This window comes from Cellulosimicrobium sp. 4261 (assembly GCF_040546915.1).
Classification (GTDB): domain Bacteria; phylum Actinomycetota; class Actinomycetes; order Actinomycetales; family Cellulomonadaceae; genus Cellulosimicrobium; species Cellulosimicrobium cinnabarinum.
On the sequence record NZ_JBEPOQ010000001.1, the window covers coordinates 28,150 to 44,023 of the forward strand.

Annotated in this window: 14 protein-coding genes; 8 read left to right on the top strand and 6 right to left on the bottom strand. The window is 75.4% G+C overall.

Annotation, left to right across the window (positions count from 1 at the left end; all coding sequences use genetic code 11):
• Nucleotides 1-61 precede the first annotated feature (61 nt).
• A complete protein-coding gene (locus tag ABIE39_RS00135) occupies nucleotides 62-790 on the top strand; it encodes an HAD-IA family hydrolase (RefSeq protein WP_175007624.1) in 729 nt (242 codons plus the stop codon).
• Nucleotides 791-870: 80 nt separating this feature from the next.
• Here ABIE39_RS00135 and ABIE39_RS00140 read toward each other — a convergent pair whose 3' ends face one another.
• Entirely contained in the window at nucleotides 871-1,374 is a 504-nt protein-coding gene (locus ABIE39_RS00140) for a MarR family transcriptional regulator (RefSeq protein ID WP_175007623.1), read from the bottom strand.
• Nucleotides 1,375-1,494: 120 nt separating this feature from the next.
• On the opposite strand from ABIE39_RS00140, the gene ABIE39_RS00145 reads away from it, so the two are divergent.
• Entirely contained in the window at nucleotides 1,495-1,704 is a 210-nt protein-coding gene (locus ABIE39_RS00145; RefSeq protein ID WP_021482922.1) for a hypothetical protein, read from the top strand.
• Between the two features lie 21 nt (nucleotides 1,705-1,725).
• On the opposite strand, the gene ABIE39_RS00150 is transcribed toward ABIE39_RS00145, so the two are convergent.
• Nucleotides 1,726-2,820 carry a Gfo/Idh/MocA family protein gene (locus ABIE39_RS00150; RefSeq protein WP_354049879.1) on the bottom strand — a complete coding sequence of 365 codons (1,095 nt, stop codon included), beginning with the start codon at nucleotides 2,818-2,820 and terminating at the stop codon, nucleotides 1,726-1,728.
• 160 nt (nucleotides 2,821-2,980) lie between these two features.
• On the opposite strand from ABIE39_RS00150, the gene ABIE39_RS00155 reads away from it, so the two are divergent.
• Nucleotides 2,981-3,766 carry an ABC transporter ATP-binding protein gene (locus tag ABIE39_RS00155; RefSeq protein ID WP_354049881.1) on the top strand — a complete coding sequence of 262 codons (786 nt, stop codon included), beginning with the start codon at nucleotides 2,981-2,983 and terminating at the stop codon, nucleotides 3,764-3,766.
• On the top strand, nucleotides 3,763-6,423 hold the full coding sequence (locus ABIE39_RS00160; RefSeq protein ID WP_354049883.1) for an ABC transporter permease: 2,661 nt from the start codon (nucleotides 3,763-3,765) through the stop codon (nucleotides 6,421-6,423). Before ABIE39_RS00155 ends, ABIE39_RS00160 begins: the two co-directional genes overlap by 4 nt.
• Nucleotides 6,424-6,489: 66 nt before the next feature.
• Here ABIE39_RS00160 and ABIE39_RS00165 read toward each other — a convergent pair whose 3' ends face one another.
• Together ABIE39_RS00165 and ABIE39_RS00170 are read right to left on the bottom strand one after the other, a co-directional pair.
• The gene (locus ABIE39_RS00165) at nucleotides 6,490-7,773 is read right to left on the bottom strand and encodes an MFS transporter (RefSeq protein ID WP_175007619.1); all 1,284 of its coding nucleotides are present in this window, start codon (nucleotides 7,771-7,773) and stop codon (nucleotides 6,490-6,492) included.
• 1 nt (nucleotide 7,774) lies between these two features.
• Nucleotides 7,775-8,281 (bottom strand): MarR family transcriptional regulator, encoded by a 507-nt coding sequence (locus ABIE39_RS00170; RefSeq protein ID WP_175007618.1) that lies wholly within the window; start codon nucleotides 8,279-8,281, stop codon nucleotides 7,775-7,777.
• A 94-nt stretch (nucleotides 8,282-8,375) separates the two neighbouring features.
• Here ABIE39_RS00170 and ABIE39_RS00175 point away from each other — a divergent pair, with 94 nt between their 5' ends.
• The 3 genes from ABIE39_RS00175 (at nucleotide 8,376) to ABIE39_RS00185 (ending at nucleotide 10,817) form a co-directional block, all read left to right on the top strand.
• Entirely contained in the window at nucleotides 8,376-8,792 is a 417-nt protein-coding gene (locus ABIE39_RS00175; protein WP_175007617.1) for a helix-turn-helix transcriptional regulator, read from the top strand.
• A complete protein-coding gene (locus ABIE39_RS00180) occupies nucleotides 8,789-9,526 on the top strand; it encodes a hypothetical protein (protein WP_354049886.1) in 738 nt (245 codons plus the stop codon). The genes ABIE39_RS00175 and ABIE39_RS00180 overlap by 4 nt, the downstream gene beginning before the upstream one ends.
• 145 nt (nucleotides 9,527-9,671) lie before the next feature.
• On the top strand, nucleotides 9,672-10,817 hold the full coding sequence (locus ABIE39_RS00185; protein WP_354049888.1) for a glycerol dehydrogenase: 1,146 nt from the start codon (nucleotides 9,672-9,674) through the stop codon (nucleotides 10,815-10,817).
• A 135-nt stretch (nucleotides 10,818-10,952) separates the two neighbouring features.
• On the opposite strand, the gene topA is transcribed toward ABIE39_RS00185, so the two are convergent.
• The gene (gene topA / locus ABIE39_RS00190; RefSeq protein WP_074810313.1) at nucleotides 10,953-13,730 is read right to left on the bottom strand and encodes a type I DNA topoisomerase; all 2,778 of its coding nucleotides are present in this window, start codon (nucleotides 13,728-13,730) and stop codon (nucleotides 10,953-10,955) included.
• Nucleotides 13,731-13,885: 155 nt separating this feature from the next.
• Nucleotides 13,886-14,980: a phosphatase PAP2 family protein gene (locus ABIE39_RS00195; protein ID WP_255436952.1), complete on the bottom strand. Its 1,095-nt coding sequence runs from the start codon at nucleotides 14,978-14,980 to the stop codon at nucleotides 13,886-13,888.
• Nucleotides 14,981-15,142: 162 nt separating this feature from the next.
• Between ABIE39_RS00195 and ABIE39_RS00200 the strand changes: the two genes are divergently transcribed.
• Nucleotides 15,143-15,871, top strand: a complete 729-nt coding sequence (locus tag ABIE39_RS00200) for a TetR/AcrR family transcriptional regulator (protein ID WP_209828348.1) — start codon at nucleotides 15,143-15,145, stop codon at nucleotides 15,869-15,871.
• Nucleotides 15,872-15,874: the final 3 nt, after the last annotated feature.

The window sequence follows — 15,874 nt, forward strand, 5'->3', positions numbered from 1 at the left end:
CCCCCGGCCGCCGGACGTGCGGACAGCCGCGGGCGCCGGACGCGCGGGATAGCCTCGGGCCATGCCCGATCCCGTGACCGCCCCCGCGACGGACCCCACGCCCGCTCCGCTGGCCACCCCCGGCGTCGCGTTCGCCGGCCGGACGTTCGACGCCGTGCTGTTCGACATGGACGGCACGCTCATCGACTCGGTCCCGGCGGTGGACCGGAACTGGCGTCGCTGGGCCGCGGAGCACGGCCTGCCCGACGCCGAGGACTTCCAGATCCAGCACGGCACCCCGGCGCGCACGCTCATCGCGACGCTCCTGCCGGCCGACCAGGTGGAGCCTGCGTACGAGCGCATCCACGAGCTGGAGCTCGAGGACAACGAGGGCGTGACGATCCTCCCGGGGACGCGCGACGCGCTCGCCGTCCTGCCCCCGGAGCGGCAGGCGATCGTCACGTCGTGCACGCGCCCCCTCGCGGCGGCGCGCATGGCCGCGTCGGGCCTCGTCGCGCCGTCGGTGGTCGTCACCGCGGACGACGTCGCCCGCGGCAAGCCCGACCCGGACCCCTTCCTCCTCGGCGCGGAGCGCCTGGGCGTGGACCCGGCGCGGTGCCTCGTCGTCGAGGACGCCCCGGCCGGGGTCGCGTCGGCCCGCGCCGCAGGGTGCGCCGTGCTCGTCGTGACGGGCACGCACACGGCCGACGAGCTCGCGTCCGCGACCCCTGCACCCGACGCGCTGGCGGCGGGCCTGGCGCGGGTGCGCTTCGCCGCAGGCCCGGACGGCATCCGGATCACGGACGCCTGACCACCCCGCCGACCATGCGGTCGTCTCCCGTCCTCGTCCCCGGACGGGCCAGAACCGCATGCTCGGCGGGCCGCCGTCGGTCAGTAGACCCCGGCACGTCGGGCGGCCGCGACGACCTTCGACGCGGCGACGTGGATCTCCGCCAGCTCGTCGAGGGTGAGGCCCGTGGCGGCGACGATGGCGGGCGGGATGCGCTCCGCGTCGCGACGCCGCGCGCGCCCCTCGGGCGTGAGCGTCACGCGGACCTGGCGACCGTCGTCGGGCGACCGGGAACGGCGCACGTACCCCAGGCTCTCCAGCCGCTTGAGGAGCGGCGAGAGCGTCCCCGCGTCGAGGTGCAGCCGGGCCGCGAGGTCGCCGACGGTCGACGTCGTGCCCGCCGCGTCGTCCTGCCACAGCGCGAGCAGCACGAGGTACTGCGGGTGGGTGATGCCCAGGGGCTCGAGCAGCGGCCGGTACAGGGCGACCATGCCGCGGGCCCCCGCCGAGAGCGCGAAGCACACCTGCGCCTCGAGCGCGAGCGGGTCCGCGAACAGCGTCGCCGCGCCCGGTGCGGACGCCCCGCCGTGCTCCTCGCTCGCCATGGCGCCATGCTACCGAGGATCGCGCTATTCTTGGTACGCCAATCATTGGTGCACCAACCATCAGCCGACGAGCACCAGCCACCGGCCCCGGCCGGCGACGCGACACCAGCGGAGGACACCGTGGCGCGCAAGAACGACAAGCGCACGCTCGGCATGCGCATCACCGAAGGCTTCCTGCCGATCTTCGGCCCGGCACAGCTCGGGCGACAGGAGGCCGACGGCCGCGGCGTGTCCGACGCCGAGCGCGAGCGCGACCAGGAGCTGCGCACCCGCTTCGAGCGGGTCACCGGCCCCGACGGCCGCAGCTACGTCGTCGAGCACACCGACTGACGCGACGCCCGCCCGCGGGCGTCACTCCCCGGGGTAGACGACCCCGACCTGGCGGCGCACCTCGTCGAGCGTGCGCATGACCTCGAGCGTCGAGTCCCACGACATGCGCGGGCTCTGCGTCTCGCCGGCGGCGACGCGGCGCGCGACCTCCGCGGCCTGGTACTGCTTGCCCTCGCCGGAGAAGCCGTCGTAGTACCAGGACGCGCCGTCGTGCCGGACGACGCGGAACGACGTCGGCGCGTAGAACGTGCCCTCGACCTCGATGCGGCCCGCCGTGCCCGAGATCACCGCCGTGTTCGCGGTGCGCGACCACAGCGTGGTCGAGAGCGTCGCCTGCGTGTCGCCGTAGCCGAGCACGATGCTCGCCTGCCCGTCGACGCCCGTCTCCGTGAGCGCGCCGACGGCCGTCACGGTCGACGGCGCGCCCAGCAGGTCGTGCGCGAACGACACCGGGTAGACGCCCAGGTCGAGCAGCGCGCCGCCCGCCAGCTCCGGCGCGTAGAGCCGGTGCTCGGGGTCGAACGGGAACCACTGGCCGTGGTCGGCGCTGAGGTTCACGACGTCGCCGATCTCGCCGCGCGCGATCACGCCACGCAGCGCGGCGACGTGCGGCAGGAACCGCGTCCACATGGCCTCCATGACGAACACGCCCGCCTCGCGCGCGGCGTCGAGCACCTCGACCGCCTCGGCCTCGTTGCGTGTGAACGCCTTCTCGACGAGGACGTGCTTGCCCGCGCGGATCGCGAGCAGGGCGTGCTCGTGGTGGTGCGAGTGCGGCGTCGCGACGTACACGACGTCCACCTGCGGGTCCTCGACGAGCTCGTCGTAGCCGTGGTGCGTCGTGGGGACGCCGTGCGCGGTCGCGAAGCGCTCTGCCCGCACGCGGTCGCGCGAGCCCACCGAGGCGACGCGACCCTGCGTGTGCAGGCGCACCGCCTCCGCGAACGACGACGCGATGCCGCCCGCGCCGAGGATGCCCCAGCGGATCGGGGGCGCGCTGCGCGGGTCGGGGACCGTTCCCGTCACCTCCGCGGACAGGTCGGGGAACGGGTGGACGCCGGAGGCGGCCGGGGACTCGTCGGGGTGCGAGGCGGGCGGCGGGGCGACGGTGCTCATGAGGCCCACGCTATCGCCCCGCGGGCGCCCCACCCAGGCTCGTCCACAGCCCGCACGACGGGCTCGGCACCGCCCGCACCAGCGCCTCCCTCCGCACCGTCCACCACACCTCCCCCGTGCGGGTGGTGCGCGCGGCGGTGCAGCACGTCACGATGGGGGCATGACACCCCCCGCGCCCCGGACCGAGACCGCCGACGCCGACGCGCGCGCGCCCGAGGCGCGGGCGAGCGCGCGCGACCTCGTCAAGGTCTACGGCTCCGGCCCGACGGCCGTGCGGGCGCTCGACGGCGTCGACGTCGACTTCGCGCGCGGCCGCCTCACCGCGATCATGGGGCCGTCCGGCTCCGGCAAGTCGACGCTCATGCACTGCCTCGCCGGGCTCGACTCCCCGACGTCCGGCAGCGTCGTGATCGACGGGCAGGAGATCAGCCGGATGTCGCAGCGGCGGCTCACGGCGCTGCGCCGCACGCGCGTCGGGTTCGTCTTCCAGGCGTACAACCTCGTCCCGACGCTCACTGCCGCGGAGAACATCACGCTCCCCCTCGACATCGCGCGCACGCGCGTGGACCGCGACTGGTTCGACGAGGTGACGACCGCCGTCGGGCTCACCGACCGCCTGCACCACCGCCCCTCCGAGCTGTCGGGCGGGCAGCAGCAGCGCGTCGCGTGCGCGCGGGCGCTCGTGTCACGGCCCTCGATCGTGTTCGCCGACGAGCCGACCGGCAACCTCGACTCACGCTCCGCAGGGGAGGTGCTCGCGTTCCTGCGCCGCTCCGTCGACGAGCTCGACCAGACGGTCGTCATGGTCACGCACGACCCGCGCGCGGCGTCGTACGCGCACCGCGTCGTCTTCCTCGCGGACGGTCGCCTCGCGGGCGAGCTGCACGACCCCACGCAGCAGGACATCCTCGACGCGCTCGCGCTCGCCGCGGACGACGCCGCATGATCCGCGTCGCGCTGCGGGGCGTGCGCGCGCACGTCGTGCGCTTCGTCCTGTCGGTGCTCGCCGTGACGCTCGGCGTCGCGTTCGTCGTCGGCACGTTCGCGTTCCGCGGCATGCTCTCCTCGACGTTCGACGACATCATCGCGACGACGCTCACGGCCGACGTCTACGTGCGCGGCGCGCAGGAGGTCGAGGGCGACGCGTCCGGACCGGCCGGCGGCGGCGCGGCCGGCGGGGGCGGGTTCGTGGGCGACCGCACCCTCGTCCCGACGGACCTCACGGCGGAGATCGAAGGCGTCGACGGCGTCGAGCGGGCCGTGGCGGACGTGTCCGGGCCCGTCGTGCTCGTCGCGGCCGACGGCACGGCCGTCGTGACCACCGGGCCGCCGAGCACGGCGTTCTCCGTCGACCCGGAGGACCCGAGCCTCACGCTGCTCGACGGCGCGTGGCCCGGCGCGGGCGAGATCGCGCTGGAGCAGAGCGCGGCGCAGACCGCGGACCTCGCCACGGGCGACGAGACGACGGTCGTGCTCGGCGGGGAGCCGCGCCCCGTGACCGTGTCCGGCGTGTTCGGCATCGAGGCCGCCGCCGCGGGGGCGGTCCTCGTCGGGATCGACGGCGACACCGCGCGCGAGGTCTACGCGCCCGACGGGCTGGTGCCCCAGATCGCCGTCTGGGCCGACTCGTCCGGACCGGTGGACGAGGACGTGCTCGCGGACCGCGTCGCGTCGGTCCTGCCGTCCGGCGCGGAGGCCGTCACGGGCGACCAGGCGCGCGCCGAGGCGAGCGAGGCGGTCGAGGAGGTGCTCGGGTTCGTCGAGACGTTCCTGCTCGTGTTCGCCGCCATCGCGCTGTTCGTCGGCGCGTTCATCATCGCGAACACGTTCGCCATGTCGGTGCGCGAGCGCCTGCGCGAGCTCGCCCTCCTGCGCGCGCTCGGCGCGTCGCCCGGCCAGGTGTTCGCGTCGGTCCTCGTCCAGGCGCTCGTCGTCGGGCTCGTCGGTGGTGGGTTCGGCGTGCTCGCCGGGGCCGGGCTGGTGCGCGTCATCCGGTGGGGGCTCGCGCTCGCGGGCATGGAGTTCTCGGGCCGCGTCCCGCTCGGCGCGCCGCAGGTCGTGGCCGCCGTCGCGCTCGGGGCGGTCGTCAGCGTCCTCGCGGCGGTGCTGCCCGCGCGGCGGGCCGCCGCGATCCCGCCCGTGCAGGCGATGCGCGACGACGTCGCGCCCGACCGCGGCACCGGCCTGCGGGCCGTGGGCGGCGTGGTCGTCGTCGCGGCGGGCGCCGGGGTCCTGTGGCTCGCGGCGTACCTGGGGTCCTCGGTCGTGGACGCACCGACCGGCTGGGCCTGGGTCGACGGCCTGAGCCCGCGCGTGCTCCTCGGCGTCGGGGCCGGGCTCGTGCTCGTCGGCGTGCTCGTCGGGTCGCCGGCCGTCGCGCGGGGCGTGCTCGCGGTGCTCGCGTGGCCGCTCGTCGTCACGCTGCGCCCGCTCGGCCGCCTCGCGCGCGGCAACGTCACGCGCAACCCCCGCCGCACCGCGAGCACCGCCGGGGCCCTGCTCATCGGCATGGCCCTCGTGTCGGTCACGGGCGTCATCGCCGCCTCGACCCAGGCGTCGGTGCGGAGCATCGTCGAGAACGAGGTGCGGGCCGACCTCGTGGTCGACTCCGCGACCCTCGTCGTGCCCGAGGGCGCGGTCGAGGCCGTCACCGCGACGCCGAGCGCCGCCGTCGTGGACACGGTCCGGCTCGGGTCGGCGTCGGTCGCCACGGTCAGCTCCGGCTCCGACGACAGCACGGCCGACGGCACGGACGACGGCGCGCGCGGGACCGACGTCGCGGGCGTGCCCGCCGGGTTCTTCGACACCGCGCTCGAGCCCGTGACGCTCGCCGGGGACCCGACGTCCACGCTCGAGGACGGGGACGTCGTCGTGCACCGGCGCACCGCGCGCGAGCGCGGCTGGGAGGTGGGCGACACGCTGCGGCTCGGCGAGGGCGATGCCGCCGTGGAGGCGCGCGTGGGCGCGGTGATCGACAGCCAGCTCGTGGGGACCGGGGTCCTCGTGCGCGACGACGTGTTCGACGCCGTCGTGCCGGCCGCCCAGACGAGCGTGCGGATCGTCTACGTGTCGGCGGCCGACGGCGCGGGCCCCGCGGAGGTCGAGGAGCTGCGCACCGCGCTGACGTCGGCGGTCGAGCCGTTCCTCGTCGTCACGGTGCTCGACCGGGAGCAGACCGCGTCCGCGTTCGCCGACCAGGTGAACCAGGTGCTCGTCATCCTCTACGCCCTGCTCGCGCTGTCGATCGTCATCGCACTGCTCGGGATCGTCAACACGCTCGCGCTGTCGATCATCGAGCGGACGCGCGAGATCGGGCTGCTGCGCGCCGTCGGGCTGGGACGGCTCCAGCTCGCCGGGGTCATCGCGATCGAGTCGGTCCTCACGGCGGTGTACGGCACGGTGCTCGGCGTCGCGACGGGCATCGGTATCGGCGCCGCCCTCCCGGGCGTGCTCGCCGACGAAGGGCTGAGCACGCTCGCCGTGCCGTGGGGCCAGGTGCTCGCGATCCTCGGCGTCGCCGTCGTCATCGGTCTCGTCGCGAGCGTCTGGCCCGCGATCCGCGCCGCTCGCCTCCCGGTCCTCGACGCGGTGACCGTCGACTGACCCTCGTCCCGCCGAGTGCGTGAGCTCGTCGCGTCCCGGAGGCCCGGGCGCGACCGTCTCACGCACTCACGGGACGGGGAGGGGGTCCGGGGTCGGGGTGCGGTAGCGGCGCAGCGGGGCGTTGCGCCACGCGACGAGCCCGACGACGGCGCTCGCCACCAGCCCGCCCGCCACCAGCGCGACGGGCGCGGACGTCAGCGACGCGAGCACTCCCCCGCGGAAGTTCCCGACCTCCGGGCCGGCGACGCCCACCACGTGCTCGACCGAGGACACCCGTCCGCGGAACTCGTCGGGCGTCTCGAGCTGCACCAGCGCACCGCGCGTCACGACCGAGACGGTGTCCGCCGCGCCGGCGACCGCCAGGCACGCGAGCGCGAGCCACAGCGGCCCCGCGAGCCCGAACCCGGCGAGCGCGACGCCCCACGTCGCCGCCGCGGCGAGCTGCAGCGCGCCCGAGCGCGGCGCCCGTGTCACGGCCCCCGACAGGAGGCCGGCGCCGATCCCTCCCACCGCGACCGCCGAGAGGAACAGGCCGAGGGTGCGGGGGTCGCCGTCGAACCGGATCTCGTTGACGAGCGGGAAGAGCGAGACGGGCATGGCGAGCACGGTCGCCGCGACGTCCGTCGCGAACGCGCCGCGCAGCGTCGGCCTGCGCCACACGATCGACCACCCGCCCGCGGCCGCCCGACGGCGGGGCGCGGGCTCGGGCGTCGCCGCGGCCGGGCCCGTCGTGGCCGAGGGGCCGCCGGGGAGCGGGGGCAGGGGCGGGAGGCGCACGAGCCCGAGCAGCGCGACGACGGCGGCAACCGCCTGCAGGCCGTACGCCGCGGGCAGGTCCCAGCGCGCCAGGACGAGGCCTGCGAGCGCGGGCCCGACGAGCATGGCCACCTGGAACGCGAGGTTCTGCAGCGCGAGCCCCGCCGCCACCTGGTCGGGCGGCAGCAGCCGGGGCGGCACGGTCCGACGCGCGGGCGAGCCGAGCGCGTTGCACGCCGCGCCCGCCGCGACGAGCCCGAGCAGGAGCCACACCGACCGGTTCCCCGCGAGCGCCTGCGCGGCGAGGCCGGCCGCGGCGAGCACCTGCCCGACGGCGGCGAGACGCATGAGGGTGCGACGGTCGTGGACGTCGGCGAGGTGCCCGCCCACCAGCCCGAGCGTCAGGAGCGGGACCGCGGTCGCGAGCCCGATCGTGCCCGTCCACAGCGGGCTGTGGGTGAGCTCCCAGACCTGGAGCAGCACCGCGACGTTGGCGATCTGGAAGCCGAGGCCACCCACGGCCGACCCGGCCCACAGGTCGCGGTACGCGCGGCTCGCGCGCAGCGGCCGCAGGTCGAGGACGTGGTCGCGCACCTCAGCCCTCCCGCGGTGCGGGGTGGCCGGCCGCGTCGAGGCGCTCGACGAGCCGCTCGCGCAGCGACCTGCGGGCGAGCACGCGCTCCAGCTCGACGACGACCGCGCTCAGGGCGTGCGGCAGCTCGTCGTCGATCTCGGCGACGGACTCCTCGGTCGCCCGCCACTCCGCCTCGAGGAGCGGGACGAGCTCGCGCGCCCGGTCGGTGAGCGCGACGCGCCGCGTGCGCGCGTCCGCGCCGGGCTCGGTCTCGACGAGGCCCTCGCGCCGCATCGCGGTGACCGTCTGGCTCATCGCCGAGTGCGTCCGCCCGAGCGAGGCCGCGAGCTCCCGGATGGTCAGGGGGCCGGTGTGCGCGAGCCGGATGAGCGGGTAGACGAAGCGCGGGCGCACGCCCACGATCCCGCGGTCCGCATAGACGGTCTCGATCTCGTCGTCGAGGCGTCGGAGCACGGCGTGCAGGGAGTCCCAGCGGCCAGGGACCGTGGTCGGGTCCAGAGAAGTCATAGCACTGTTATAACAGCACTCATGCGAATCGCAGGACGCCGGTCCGCCGATCACTAGGTTGCCGCCCTAACTAGATAGCCGTACTGTCTAGCCCATGACGTTCGACGAGCGGCTCGACCGCGAGCTCCTGCGCGGCGTGCTGCCGCTGTGCGTGCTCGCGGTCGTCGCAGCCCACGGCCCCACCTACGGCTACGCGATCACGCGGTCGCTCGCCGACGCGGGCCTCGGCACCGTGAAGGGCGGCACGCTCTACCCGCTCCTGCAGCGGCTGGAGGACGACGGCCTCGTCACGACCTCCTGGCACCAGGGCGAGCGCGGGCCGAGCCGTCGGTACTACGCCGTCACGGACCAGGGTCGCGTCGCGCTCGCCGCGGCGACCTCCCGCTGGGACGCCGTGACGACGGCGGCGACCACCCTCGTCGCGGGCGCGTCCGGCGCGCCCTCGCCAGAGGGCGCGATCCTGACCGACGCACCCCCTCCCGACCCCACCCCGACAAGGACCCCCCGATGAGCGACACGACCCGCTACACGATCGAGCGCCGCCACGCGCCGCACGTCGACCCGCGCTGGGCCGAGGCGCTCCTGCTGGAGCTGCGGCTCCAGGGCGTCGCCGGCGCGCGCATCGGCGCGGTGCTCGCCGAGGTGGACGCGCACGTCGTCGACTCCGGCGAGACCGCCCAGGAGGCGTTCGGCGATCCCGTGGCGTACGCGCGCTCGCTCGACCTGCCGGAGGACCCGGCCCAGTCGAGCTCCTCGATCGGCCGGACGGTCGCCGCCTCCGCCGTGCAGACGGTCGGGATGCTCGGCGTGCTGTGGACGCTGCGGCCCGCGCTCGACGGCGCCGCCCTCGTGGTCCCGGCCGGGATGCTCCTCGTCCTCGTCGCCGCGCTCGCGGGGTTCGTCGGGCTGTGGCGCGCCGGCGACCGGCTGCTGCGTGCCGCGCTCGCCCACCCCGTGCTGACCGTCCTCGGGAACGTGGTCGTGACGGCTGCCCTCGCGGCCGTCGCAGTCACGCTGCGCGCCCCGGTCGCCGCCCTGCCCGCGGGCCCCGTCCTCGTCACGGCCGCGCTCGCCCTCGTCGCAGGGACCGTCTGGGGTCTGCGCGAGCAGGGCTCGGGCGATCCCGTCGTCGACCCGCTCGACGACGCACCGCGCGTCCGCACCGACCGCACCGGGCGCTGGGGTGTGCTGCTCCTGCCCGCCGTGACGGTCGTGCTCGGCGCGGTCACCCTGCTGGCCCGCTGACCCGAGCGGGACCAAGGTCACGCGCCCCGGCGTCCCGGTGGTGGTCCCCGGGGACGCGTGACACGGTGGGGAAGGCCGGCGGGCACCGGCCTCGCACGGCTGCGGCGCGCCCGACGGCGACCCACCGACTCCACAGGAGGCCACGATGTCCGAGGTTCCCGTCCGCACGCTCATCAGCCCGCTGCGCTACGTCCAGGCCCGCGGTGCGCTCACGCGGCTCGGCGAGTTCGTCCGACCGATCGGCACGAAGCCGCTGCTCGTCGCCGACGACGTCGTGTGGGGCATCGTCCAGGACACGGTCGCCGTGTCCTTCCAGGAGCAGGACCTCCCCCGCCACCGCACCGGCTTCGGCACGTACGCCACCGCCGCGGAGGTCGACCGGCTCGCGCGCGAGATCGACGAGCTCGGCGCCGACGTGATCGTCGGCATCGGCGGCGGCTCGACCATCGACGCGGTCAAGGCCGCGGGCCACCTGCGCGGCATCCGCTGGGTCTCCGTGCCGACCGTCGCGTCCACCGACGCCCCGTGCTCCGCGCTGTCCGTCATCTACACCGAGGACGGCGCCTTCGAGGAGTACCGGTTCTTCCCGCACAACCCGGACCTCGTGCTCGTCGACACGGGCCTCGTCGCGAACGCGCCCGTGAGGTTCCTCGTCGCCGGCGTCGGTGACGCGCTCGCGACGTGGATCGAGGCGCGCGCCGTCGCCGAGGCGAACGCGTCGACCATGGCCGGTGGGCTTCCCCTCGTCACGGGCACGGCGCTCGCGCAGCTCTCGTGGGACATCCTCTGGGAGAACGCGCTGCCCGCGATCGACGCGGTGCAGAACCACCTCGTGACGCCCGCGGTCGAGAAGGTCGTCGAGGCGAACACGCTCCTGTCCGGGCTGGGCTTCGAGTCCGGCGGCCTCGCCGCGGCGCACGCGATCCACAACGGCCTCACCGCCGCGCCCCAGACGCACGGGCTCACGCACGGCCAGAAGGTGAACATCGGCTCCGTGACGCAGCTCGTCCTGGAGGGCGCGCCGACCGAGGAGATCGAGGAGTTCGTGCGCTTCACGACGCGCGTCGGCCTGCCGAACACGCTCACCGAGATCGGCCTGACCGCCGACGACGTGCACGACCTCACGCGCGTCGCGGAGGCCGCGACTGCCGAGGGCGAGACGATCCACGCCATGCCGTTCCCCGTGCGCGTGCCCGAGCTCGTCGACGCCCTGCGTTCCATCGAGGGCTTCTCCCGCCGCGTCCGCGCGGAGGCCGGCCTCCCCGAGCCGGTCAAGCACACCGCCCACTGACGGTTCCCCCGACCAGGCGGTACTGGCCCCGCGACCAGGCGATCGTGGCGCGTCCGGCAACCCGGACGCGCCACGATCGCCTGGTCGACCGATGGGCGACGGGTGACGGTGACGGGTGACGGCCGCGAACGGCCGCTACTTCTTCGCGGCCGTCTTCTTGGCGGGGGCCTTCTTCGCGGCCGGCTTGCGAGCCGTCGTGCGCTTCTTCGCCGGGCCCTGCGCGCGCTTCTCCGCGAGGAGCTCGATCGCCTGCTCGGGCGTGATCGACTCGGGCGTGACGTCGCGGGGCAGCGTGCGGTTGGTCTCGCCGTCGGTGACGTACGCGCCGAACCGGCCGTCCTTGACGACGATCGGCTTGCCGCTGTTCGGGTCGTCGCCGAGCTCGCGCAGCGGCGGTGTCGCGGCACGCTGGCCGCGCCCTCGCTTGGGCTGCTTGTACAGCTCGAGCGCCTCGTCGAGGGTGACGGTGAACATCGACTCCTCGTCGGGCAGCGACCGCGAGTCGGTGCCCTTCTTGAGGTACGGGCCGTAGCGGCCGTTCTGCGCCGTGATCTCCTCGCCCGACTCCGGGTCCGTCCCGACGACGCGCGGCAGCGACAGCAGGCGCAACGCGTCGTCGATCGTGATCGTGTCCAGCGACTGCGTCTTGAGGAGCGACGCCGTGCGCGGCTTGGGCTGCGCGGCCTTCGCCTTCTTCTGCGCGGCGGCCGAGAGGCTCGTGTCGATCGGCGGGAGGTCGAGCACCTCGGTCACGTACGGGCCGTAGCGGCCCGCCTTGGCGATGATCTCGTGGCCGGACACCGGGTCGGTGCCGAGAACCTTGCCGTCGTCGGCGCCCGCGGCGAGCAGCTCGCGCGCCTTGGCGACGGTCAGCTCGTCGGGGGCGACGTCGTCGGGCACGGACGCGCGCGGCGGGTTCTCGCCCTCCTTGACGGGGACGGAGAGGTCCTCCACGTACGGTCCGTACCGCCCGACGCGGAGCTGGATGCCCTCGCCGATCGGCACCGAGTTGATGCCGCGCGCGTCGATGTCGCCGAGGTTCGCCACGAGGTCGCGCAGGCCCTCGGCGTCCTCGCCCTTCGCGGCGTCGCCGAAGTAGAACTCGGTGAGCCACGCGACGCGGTCGCGGCGCCCGGCGGCGATCTCGTCGAGGTCGGCCTCCATGCGCGCGGTGAAGTCGTAGTCGACGAGCCGGTCGAAGTGCTCCTCGAGCAGCCGCACGACGGCGAACGCGAGCCAGCTCGGCACGAGCGCCTGCCCGCGCGACAGCACGTACCCGCGGTCCTGGATCGTCGAGATCGTCGAGGCGTACGTCGACGGCCGCCCGATCCCGAGCTCCTCGAGCGCCTTGACCAGGCTGGCCTCGGTGTACCGCGGCGGCGCGGACGTGGAGTGCCCGTCGGCGGTGAGGTCGTCGGCTCGCAGGGCGTCGCCCTCGCTCATCTGCGGCAGGCGCGCGTCGTCGTCGCCCTTGGCGCCGACGACGGGCGCGTCCTCCGCGTACCGGTCGACGTCCGAGCTCTCCTCGTACGCGGCCAGGAACCCGCGGAACGTGATGACGGTGCCCGACGCGGCGAACACCGCGTCGCGGCCCGCGACGTCGCCCGCGGCGGACGAGAGGGTCGCGCCGAGGCGGACGGACGCCGTCGACCCCTTCGCGTCCGCCATCTGCGACGCGACGGTGCGCTTCCACACGAGCTCGTAGAGCTTGAACTGGTCGTCGCTCAGCTCGCGCTTGACCTGCGCGGGCGTGCGGAACGAGTCGCCCGCGGGGCGGATCGCCTCGTGCGCCTCCTGCGCGCCCTGGTTCTTCGCGGCGTAGACGCGCGGCTTCTCCGGGACGAACTCGGGGCCGTAGAGCTCGGCCGCCTGGCGGCGGGCGGCCGTGGTGGCCTCCGCCGACAGCGACGGCGAGTCCGTACGCATGTAGGTGATGTAGCCGTTCTCGTACAGCGACTGCGCGGTGCGCATGGCCTGGCGCGACGACATGCGCAGCTTGCGGCTGGCCTCCTGCTGGAGGGTCGACGTCGTGAACGGCGCGGCGGGACGGCGCGTGTACGGCTTGGTCTCGAGCGACCGCACGGCGAACGCCGCGTCCGCGAGGCCCGTCACGACGGCGCGCGCCGTCGTCTCGTCGAGGTGCGCGACGCCGTCGCGCGCCGCCGCGGGCTTGAGCTGCCCGCGGTCGTCGAAGTCACGACCCGAGGCGACGCGCTTGTCGCCGAGCTGCACGAGCCGGGCGCCGAACGCCTTGCCCGCGTCCGGTGCCGAGGCGTCGGCGTGCTCGAAGGTCCCCGTGACGTCCCAGTACTCGGCGGGGACGAACGCCATGCGCTCGCGCTCGCGCTCGACGACGAGGCGCGTCGCGACCGACTGCACGCGGCCCGCCGAGAGCCCCTGGGCGATCTTGCGCCACAGCACCGGCGAGACCTCGTAGCCGTAGAGGCGGTCGAGGATGCGACGGGTCTCCTGCGCGTCGACGAGGTGCTCGTCGAGGTCGCGCGTGTTCTGGAGCGCCCGCTGGATGGCCTCGCGCGTGATCTCGTGGAAGACCATGCGCTTGACCGGCACCTTGGGCTTGAGCGCCTCCAGGAGGTGCCACGCGATGGCCTCGCCCTCGCGGTCCTCATCGGTCGCGAGGTAGAGCTCGTCGGCGTCCTTGAGCGCGCGCTTGAGCTCGGCGACCTTCTTCTTCTTGTCCGCGTAGACCTCGTAGTACGGGTCGAAGCCGTGGTCGACGTCGACCGCGAACTTCCCGTACGGGCCCTTCTTCATGTCCGCGGGCAGCTCGGACGGCTGCGGCAGGTCGCGGATGTGCCCGACGCTCGCCTCGACCTCGTAGTCGTCGCCGAGGTAGCCCTGGATCTTGCGAGCCTTGGCGGGCGACTCGACGATCACGAGCTTGCGTGGCATCCGATCCTGCTTTCGTCCGTGCGTACGTGTCCGTGGCGGGCGCTCCCTGCCCGACGGCGGCGGGCCCCGCCGGGGCCCGGCGACCCGGGACGACCCTCCGGTCGCCCGCCGTGGCAGCCTACGACGTTACTCCCGTCGCGCCAGCCGCACGCACCCTACCCCCGAACGGGACGCGGGTCGGGGCGGGCTGTGGACTGACGGACCAGGAGCAGCACCGCGAACGCCGCGGCCGTCACCGCCAGCACCCCCGCGACGCCGCCCGCGTAGGCCGTCACCTCCTGCGCCGCCGTCGTGCCCCAGGTCGCGGGCGTCGCACGCAGCGCGAGCAGCGCTCCGACGCCCGCGGCGGCCGCGCCGAGCAGGAGGAGCACCGCCGTGACGGTCGAGCCGGGCGTGGGCCCGGCGCCCGGGTCGAGCGCCGAGCGCGGCGTGAAGACGCACACGAGCGCGGCCCACGCGAGGACCACGAGGACGGCGGCGACGACGTCGCTCGGGCGGTGCCACTGGCCGACCAGGGTCGAGATCCCCGTGGCGGCGGTGTACGCACCACCGAGGACGGCGACGAGCGGCCGCGCCCCGCGCGGCACGACGAGCAGCAGGGCGGCCGCGACCGACCCCGCGACGGTGGTGTGGCCGCTGGGCAGCGAGTTCTCCCAGTGCCAGCCGCCGATGAGCTCCTCGCGGCCGAGGAGCGAGTGCTTCACGAGCTGCGTCGTGACGTTCGCGCCGACGACGAGGAACGCGACCTGCACCGCGAGGCCCCAGCGGCGGCGCAGCAGCGCGATGCCCATCGCGGCGCCCAGGCCGCCCACGACGAACGCGACCGAGACCGTGTCGAGCACCGGCTCGGCGACCGCCCAGAGCTCGCCCTGACCGGTCACGGCGCCGTCGAAAGCCGCCCGCTCGAGCATCTGCCCGGCGAACGTGTCGACGAAGAACCGCCACACGAGCCACGCCCCCGCGACCGCGAGCAGCGCGACGACGCCCGCGACCACGCGCGAGCCCGTGCTCGGCCCGCCGGGCCCCGGGACGGCGTGCGCGTGCGGCATCCTGCGCGGCGCCGGGGCGGAGGGACCGCCCGCGGCGGTCTGCGGGACGGGCGGGTACGGGGTCCCGGGGGGCGCTGCCGCAGGCGGCGGCGCGGCCGCCGGTCCGGGCGTGGGCGGCATCGGCTGCGTCGCCGGGAGCGGCCGCGTACCCGCCCCGCCGCTGGTCGGCAGCGGCCGGGTCGGGGCGTGGTCGGAAGGCATCCCACCACCGTAGAGGACGCGTGTGCGCATTCGGGGAAGACGGCGGGAAGAGCTCCGGGCGCTGCCTCGGACCGGTCCGGCCTCGTGGTCCGGACGCCCCGGTCGACGGTCCCGGTCGACGGTCCCGGACGACGCGCCGCGGGCCGCCAGTAGGGTGACGCCATGACCGACGCCTCCCCCGCGCCGAGCGCCACCGACGACGCCGACGGCGACGCGAGCGGCCCCGCGTCCTCCCCCGGTCCGCGGCCCCGGCGCCCGCGCCCCGGGACGGCGGAGCGCAGGGAGGAGATCCTCCGCGCGGCGACGCGCGTCTTCGGGTCGCGGGGCTACCACCAGGGCTCGCTCGCGGAGGTCGCCGAGCAGGTGGGGATCACGCACGCCGGGGTGCTGCACCACTTCGGCTCGAAGGAGCGCCTCCTCACCGAGGTCCTCGCGGCCCGCGACCGCGACGGCGTCGCGCACCTCGAGGGGCAGCACATGCCGGCCGGGCTCGACCTGTTCCGGCACCTCGTCGCGACCGCGGCGGCCAACACCGAGCGCCCGGGGATCGTGCAGACCTACACGGTCCTCACCGGGGAGGCCGTCACGGACGACCACCCGGCGCGCGCGTGGGTCACCGCGCGCTTCGCCGGGCTGCGCGCCGACGTCGCCGGCGCGCTCCGCGAGGTCGTCGAGGAGCGGCGGGCCGCGGGCGACGAGACGGCCGCCGTGCCCGACGACCGCGCGCTCGACCTCGCCGCGTCGACGATCATCGCCGCGATGGACGGCCTCCAGACCCAGTGGCTGCTGGACCCCGACGCCGTCGACCTCGCGGAGGCGACCGCGTTCGCGATCGAGGCCGTCCTCGCCGCGACCCTGGCGGGCGCCCGGCGGCCCCGCCCGCTCGCCTGACGC